This window comes from Microcystis sp. M53602_WE12 (assembly GCF_030065455.1).
Lineage (GTDB): Bacteria > Cyanobacteriota > Cyanobacteriia > Cyanobacteriales > Microcystaceae > Microcystis > Microcystis aeruginosa.
Genome location: NZ_JASJFB010000431.1, coordinates 1 through 6,532, shown reverse-complemented (window position 1 = coordinate 6,532; position 6,532 = coordinate 1). Strand labels below are relative to the sequence as shown.

At 44.7% G+C, this 6,532-nt stretch carries 6 protein-coding genes and 1 pseudogene; 3 read left to right on the top strand and 4 right to left on the bottom strand.

Annotated elements, in window-relative coordinates:
* Window positions 1-444: 444 nt before the first annotated feature.
* The 4 genes from PX482_RS14565 to PX482_RS14550 all read right to left on the bottom strand — a co-directional run bounded on the left by PX482_RS14565 (window position 445) and on the right by PX482_RS14550 (window position 3,892).
* Window positions 445-1,002 carry a 50S ribosomal protein L25/general stress protein Ctc gene (locus PX482_RS14565; RefSeq protein ID WP_002759242.1) on the bottom strand — a complete coding sequence of 186 codons (558 nt, stop codon included), beginning with the start codon at window positions 1,000-1,002 and terminating at the stop codon, window positions 445-447.
* A gap of 27 nt (window positions 1,003-1,029) precedes the next feature.
* The gene (locus PX482_RS14560) at window positions 1,030-2,373 is read right to left on the bottom strand and encodes an adenylosuccinate synthase (protein WP_002759243.1); all 1,344 of its coding nucleotides are present in this window, start codon (window positions 2,371-2,373) and stop codon (window positions 1,030-1,032) included.
* 127 nt (window positions 2,374-2,500) lie between these two features.
* A complete protein-coding gene (locus PX482_RS14555) occupies window positions 2,501-2,668 on the bottom strand; it encodes a hypothetical protein (RefSeq protein WP_002759244.1) in 168 nt (55 codons plus the stop codon).
* A gap of 60 nt (window positions 2,669-2,728) precedes the next feature.
* Complete coding sequence (locus PX482_RS14550) at window positions 2,729-3,892, bottom strand: LptF/LptG family permease (RefSeq protein ID WP_288122604.1); 1,164 nt, start codon at window positions 3,890-3,892, stop codon at window positions 2,729-2,731.
* A 207-nt stretch (window positions 3,893-4,099) separates the two neighbouring features.
* On the opposite strand from PX482_RS14550, the gene PX482_RS14545 reads away from it, so the two are divergent.
* The 3 genes and pseudogenes from PX482_RS14545 to PX482_RS14535 form a co-directional block, all read left to right on the top strand.
* Window positions 4,100-5,152, top strand: coding sequence for a dipeptide epimerase (locus tag PX482_RS14545; protein ID WP_002759247.1), 1,053 nt, complete (start codon window positions 4,100-4,102; stop codon window positions 5,150-5,152).
* Complete coding sequence (locus PX482_RS14540) at window positions 5,145-6,188, top strand: N-acetyltransferase DgcN family protein (protein WP_002759248.1); 1,044 nt, start codon at window positions 5,145-5,147, stop codon at window positions 6,186-6,188. The genes PX482_RS14545 and PX482_RS14540 overlap by 8 nt, the downstream gene beginning before the upstream one ends.
* Before the next feature lie 147 nt (window positions 6,189-6,335).
* Window positions 6,336-6,532: pseudogene (locus PX482_RS14535) on the top strand (hypothetical protein); the annotation flags it as partial.

The window sequence follows — 6,532 nt, the reverse complement described above, 5'->3', positions numbered from 1 at the left end:
CCTACTTCTAACCCAATGTGCACCAAAGATAAGCAAAAATTATTTATTGACTCCAAAAACTTGAGAATATTTAAATTAACATTTCGCAATATTTACAAATTCTTAAGAATTAATTGAGAAAGATTTTTATTTAACAACGATTTTACAATGGTTACAGCGATTTGATAGAATTTCATAGTGGGTTATTCTGTGCTTTTTTGGACAGCAATGGTTGAAACCCTTGCCACACCTACAAGGTGATCCTAGTTAAGACAGGTAAATTAGTCAATTTCACCCACAACGATGATCTTTTTTTTGTGTAGTTTTATTGCAAAGAAAAAGTTTTTTTGACAAAAAACACAAAGTATGCAGTAGCAGTTATGGCAGAGTGGGGGTTGGGGAGGGGGAAGCTGTCTCATCACCCTATCACCCCAAAACCCGACCACCGACGACCGATCAATTAATTTACCGTTTAGCGGCAACAATGGCAAAAACGGTGGTATGGGGATCATCTTTTAAAGTCACCCCTTCTGGCATTTTCAAATCACCCACGAGCAGGGATTGCCCCACACCGATCCCCGACACATCAAATTCGATCACTTCTGGGATATTATCAGCAATACAGGAGACATTAACTTCGTTGACGAACTGTTCGATTAAACCGCCCTGTTTAGTTCCGATCGCTTCTCCTATGGCTTTAATCGGAACAACGATATCGAGCTTACCGTGGGCAGATACGGAGAAGAAACTGAGGTGATAGAGATTTCTTTTCCAGGGATGAGATTGTACCTCTTGGATCAAAGCTTTTCCCGTCCAGGGCATTTCGGGGACATTAACATCCACCAGGGTATTATTCACCGAGGCCTTTTTGAGCAGGGTTAAGGCCGCTTTTTCTCCCACCACGAGGGAAACCGATTCCGTGCCGCTGTGGCCGTAGAGAACCGCCGGGATCAAACCCTGACGACGTAGGGCCCTGGGGTTAATATTTTCGGGTCTTTTTTGACATTCAACGCTAACTTGCATAGTTGACTAATCCTCTTTAGCAATGATTTAAAATTCGTGATTATCCCAAGGTGAGCCATTTTCGTCCAAAAGAGCGCGTTTGGGTCCGTGAATGGGGTCTTCAACGATAATAGTTTGGTCGCGACTAGCTCCTAGGGAGATAATAGCGATCGGTACTTCCATGATCGCCCCTAGGAATTTTAGATAATCGAGGGCCTGTTTGGGCAGGTCTTCCAGACTTCGACAATCGCTGGTGGGTTGTTGCCACCCCGGCATCGTTCGGTAAATCGGTTGACAACGGGCGAATTCCATCGCACTGCTGGGCAAATGGCGACAGGTTTTGCCGTCCAATTGGTAGGCAACACAGACTTTGATTTCCTCTAGGGTATCGAGAACATCTAATTTGGTGATCGCTAGACAGTCTAAACCATTGATTCGCACCGCGTAACGACCGATCACCGCATCAAACCAACCGCAGCGACGACGACGGCCGGTGGTAGTCCCGAATTCCGCCCCACGATCGCATAATAACTGCTCGATCTCCCCCTCTAATTCCGTGGGAAATGGACCTTCACCTACCCTAGTGGTGTAAGCTTTGGCCACACCGATCACTCGATCGATTACCGTCGGACCGATGCCAGAACCCACACAAGCACCGCCGGCGATCGGATTGGAGGAGGTAACGTAGGGATAGGTTCCGTGATCGAGGTCGAGTAGGGTGCCTTGGGCCCCTTCAAAAAGAATATTCTTACGCTTGCGGATTGCTTCGTAGATTTTTAGGGAACTATCGACCACATGGGGACGCAGTTTCTCGGCATATTCTAGATATTCCTCGATCACCGTCTTCGCATCTAAAGGCGGTAAGTTATATAACTTTTCTAAAATGACGTTTTTATAATTGATCGTCCATTCTAGTTTTTGCCGCAGATTCTCGGTATTGATCAAGTCGATGACTCGAATACCGATGCGCTCGGATTTGTCGGCATAGGTGGGGCCGATACCCCGTCCCGTGGTGCCGATTTTATATTTACCCCGTTTTTCCTCGGATGCTTGATCGAGCAGCCGATGATAGGGCATAGTGACATGAGCCGTTTGCGAGATATAGAGATTGTCGGTGGTAACATTGAGGGCGTGTAATTGCGCCATCTCTTTGAGTAACACCGAGGGATCTATGACTGTTCCTGAGCCGATTATACATTCCGTATCCGGGTAGAGAATCCCAGAGGGAATTAGATGGAGTTTGAACGTTTGACCCTCGACGACGACGGTATGACCCGCATTTACGCCACCTTGAGAACGCACCACCACATCCGCCGATCGACTCAGCAGATCCGTGATTTTTCCTTTTCCTTCGTCGCCCCACTGAGCGCCGATTACAATAACGTTAGCCAAGGTATTTTAGTCTAGCTAAAGTTCACACAAACTTCTATTATCCCTCTTGGCCAATACAACTGTCAAGTTATCTCTCTTAGCTAATTGTGGGGAGAAGGCGAGGGGAAAACTCGCCTATTTTCAGGGTTTATTGACCTTCCCGACTGATTTGACGCTCGATAGTTTCGATAGCGGCATTTAATCCCGCTAGACGGGTTTCGAGGTCGTCGCGCATCCATTTGAGGAATGTTAATTTACGCTCTTGACATTCTTGACGGGAAGTGCTGCCACAAGTGTTAAAGAAGAAGGGAAACATAGACTAAGGGGCCTGCTATAACTCTACGTCTCCTATCTTGACGAAAATTTTCAAAAAAGTCTAACCGTTAAGTCGCCATAATAACCACAGACCTAACCCAAAACCGAAAAAGTTAGGCAGCCAGGCAGCTAGGAAGGGGGAGAGGGTGGCGGTTAGTCCCAAGCTGCCCACTAAGAAGTTTAAAAGATAATAGAGGAAAACAATGGCGACACTGAGACCGAAACTGGTTCCCCGACTAATTCTTTGCGGTAGAGAACCCAAGGCACAGCCAATGGTAGCAAAGACGATACAGACAAAGGGAAAGGCGATTTTTTGCTGGATTCGCACTTGAAAAAACCTGACTCTTTTCTCATCGCCACTGAGTTTGAGCAGTTGCACATATTCGATCGCCTGTGGTATGTTCATCTCGTAGGGATCGCGGCTTTGACGAGCAAAATCGAAAGCGGAGCGAGATAAAGCGATTTTTTCGGCTTTAAAGGGGATAACTTGGCTATAGGAGGCGTTAGGGGGGGTTAATTCATAGATAATGCCGTTAAAAAAGTCCCAGACGTTATCGACGGCATTCCAACGGGCCGAATCGGCGATAATAATTTGATTTAATTCTTGTTTTAGCCAACGGATAACGGTGACGGTTTTCATCTTTTCACCGTCGAATTGTTCGGCATAAAATAAACTTATTAAATTGCGATTAATCGTACCATTTTCTAGGGTTTTTATTTCATAATCGGGATAATAAAAATCTTTATTTTTCCAAAAACTTGCCTCTTTATTAATTTTCTGAACTAAAATTTCTGTGGCTCGATAATTAGCATTGGGAACCACATATTCATTTAATAAAAATGTCACCACTGTCACTATTAAACTCAGGCAAAAAGTGGGTATAAAAAGACGGTAAAGAGTGACTCCACAGCTTTGCAGGGCAACGGTTTCGCTATCACTACTTAAACGACCGTAGGTGATTAAAGTGGCCAGCAAAAGAGAAACTGGTAGGGAATAAGTGACAAATTCTGGCACTTTTAACAGGAGAATTTCTAGGGCCGAAGCGAGGGGTAGATTCGCATCAACTACCTGATTAGCTAAATCGGAAAGATTGCCGATCGCTACTCCCAAAGAGGCAAATAAACCAACACTAAATAAAAATGGGGGTAGTAGTTGGCTGATCAGATAGCGATCAATGAGGGCAATACCTCCATTTACCCAGTAAGAAATCTTTTTCTTAATCATTGATTTTGGTTAACTCACTCCTATTTCATCCCATTTCCTAACCCGCAGCCGTCTTGCCTACACCTTCGGTTAGCCTATCATATTTTGTCTTTGACGAAAAACACCGCCGGAAGTTGTATGATTGCGGGGAGAGTGGACAGAAGTAAGGATTTGGGTAAGTGTAGATAATTTTTCTGTTCCTATTCCCCGATCATCCCGAGGTGAATTATGCTGCTAAACTGGCAAACTTTTACTATTCATAAACGAGTACCTTTAAGGATTAGTCGCGGCACTACCAGTAAAAATACTAATATTTGGCTGCAAATTAGCGAGGAAAATATCGAAGGGTGGGGAGAGGCATCCCCTTTTGATATTACCAGTGAGGAGAAAAAACCCGATAAAATCCTGCAAGAATTAAACTCGATCGCTCCTCTTTTACAATCTTTTCACCCCTGTCAACGCCAAGAAATTGAGAAAATTTTATGGCAAAATCAGATATCTTCGGCTACTCGTGCCGCTATTGACACGGCGCTGCACGACTGGTTAGGCAAAAAAGCTAATTTACCTCTCTGGCAAATTTTTGGACTCGATCGCTCTTTAATTCCGCCGGTTTCTGTTACTATCGGTTTAAATTCTCCAGAAAATGTGGGTAAGAGGGTGTTAGATTGGCTAGAAATCGGCGATTTTAGCTTATTAAAAGTCAAATTAGGCTCACCGGACGGTACAGAAGCCGATCGAGCTATAATTCTGGCTATTAAAGCAATTGTCCCCCATTTGCCCCTAACTGTCGATGCTAATGGTGGTTGGAAATTGAGCGATGCGGTGAAAATGTGCCAATGGTTAGAGGAAAAAGGCGTTATTTATGTGGAACAACCCCTATCTGCGGGACAAGAACGAGATTTAATCGATTTATACCAAAAATCGCCCCTACCTATCTTCGTCGATGAAAGCTGTTTTTCCAGTCAAGATATCCCGAAACTGGCCGATCGAGTCCACGGCATTAATATTAAACTAATGAAAGCTGGTGGATTAGCCGAAGTGCAAAGAATGATTCATATTGCCCAAGCTTGCCGACTGCAAATTATGTTCGGATGTTACTCTGATAGCAGTTTAGCCAATACTGCCCTAGCACATCTTGGCCCGCTTGTCAACTATCTTGACCTAGATAGTCATTTAAATTTACGCGATGATCCCTTTACGGGTTTAAGCTTGGAAAGGGGACGTTTACAACCAAATAATTCACCCGGTTTGGGTGTTAGTTTACGGACAGAAGATGACTAATTATTTGACTCCTGACAAGAAAGTAGCGATTCTTCTCCACGAAGGAATCAAAGGAACTCGCGGCAAAACCGGGTTAAGTTATCTGCGTTACGGGAAAGCGCCGGTAGTGGCGATTATTGACGCAGAAAGCGCCGGCAGCACCTTAAAAGAAGTGGCCGGAATCGATCGCCCCTTGCCGATTGTTGCTACTGTTAGGGAAGCTCTAACCTATCATCCCGATACCCTGTTAATTGGCATCGCACCCTCAGGAGGCATTTTACCACCCCATTGGCTAGAAGAAATCAAAGAGGGGGTAAGGGCAGGGTTATCCCTCGTTAATGGACTCCATACACCCCTAAAACCCCTTTTTTCTCAGCTTAAACCGGATCAATGGATTTGGGATATCCGTCTGGAACCCCAAGACTTAAAAATTGGGCAAGCGCGGGCGAAAAATTTAACCTGTCAGCGTATTCTAACGGTAGGGACGGATATGAGTGTGGGCAAAATGTCCACTAGCATCGAATTACATCGAGCAGCCTCAGAAAAAGGGCTAAAATCGCAATTTTTAGCCACTGGACAGGGGGGAATTATGATCGCGGGAAAAGGTGTACCCTTGGATGCGGTGCGCGTCGATTATGCTGCTGGTGCGATCGAGGCTTTGGTGTTAGAATCGGCAGAAAATAACGATATTTTGTTTATTGAGGGTCAAGGCTCTCTTTTACACCCTGGATCCACTGCTACCTTGCCCTTAATGCGTGGCAGTCAACCAACGGGGTTAATTCTCGTCCATCGCGCTGGACAAATTCATATCAAGGATTTACCAGATATTCTCATCCCTCCCCTAACGGAAGTGATTAAACTCTACGAAATGACTGCCAGCGCCGGGGGAAGTTTCGGGGAGGTGAAGGTAAAGGGGATTAGTTTAAATACTTTTCATCTTAGTCCGGAGGCGGCAGTTAAAGCTATAGAAACTGTGCGGGAGGAAACGGGGTTATTTTGTACCGATGTTGTCCGTTTTGGCGCTCAAGGGTTATTATCAGTTATCAGTTATCAGTAATCAGTTATAAGTGAGCAGTAATCAGTTATCAATTCAACCACAGTCGATGGTGGTGCGTTACGACGGATTGTTAGCTTGAAGTTAAAGCGGAAATTTTGGCCGTCTAACGCACCCTACTGGACTGGGTAATAGGTGTAGGGGTAATTCATGAATTACCCCTACAATTACGTTTTTTTGGATGTTGTCAAAATTTCTCTTGACAAAGGCAGCTTGACAGGATACTATATTCATAATGGAAAATCCGTGCGCCTACAGACCCTCTTTTCCAACGGTCTTAACTATGATTGGTTCATTCAATCAATCTTCATCTCTAATCCACTCTTAACTAGCTCCCTAGTCATAGT

Excerpts from the sequence above, each read along its gene's own strand:
- PX482_RS14565 (WP_002759242.1), bottom strand. The coding sequence starts at position 1,002 with ATGCAAGTTAGCGTTGAATGTCAAAAAAGACCCGAAAATATTAACCCC.
- PX482_RS14555 (WP_002759244.1), bottom strand. The coding sequence starts at position 2,668 with ATGTTTCCCTTCTTCTTTAACACTTGTGGCAGCACTTCCCGTCAAGAA.
- PX482_RS14550 (WP_288122604.1), bottom strand. The coding sequence starts at position 3,892 with ATGATTAAGAAAAAGATTTCTTACTGGGTAAATGGAGGTATTGCCCTC.
- PX482_RS14545 (WP_002759247.1), top strand. The coding sequence starts at position 4,100 with ATGCTGCTAAACTGGCAAACTTTTACTATTCATAAACGAGTACCTTTA.
- PX482_RS14540 (WP_002759248.1), top strand. The coding sequence starts at position 5,145 with ATGACTAATTATTTGACTCCTGACAAGAAAGTAGCGATTCTTCTCCAC.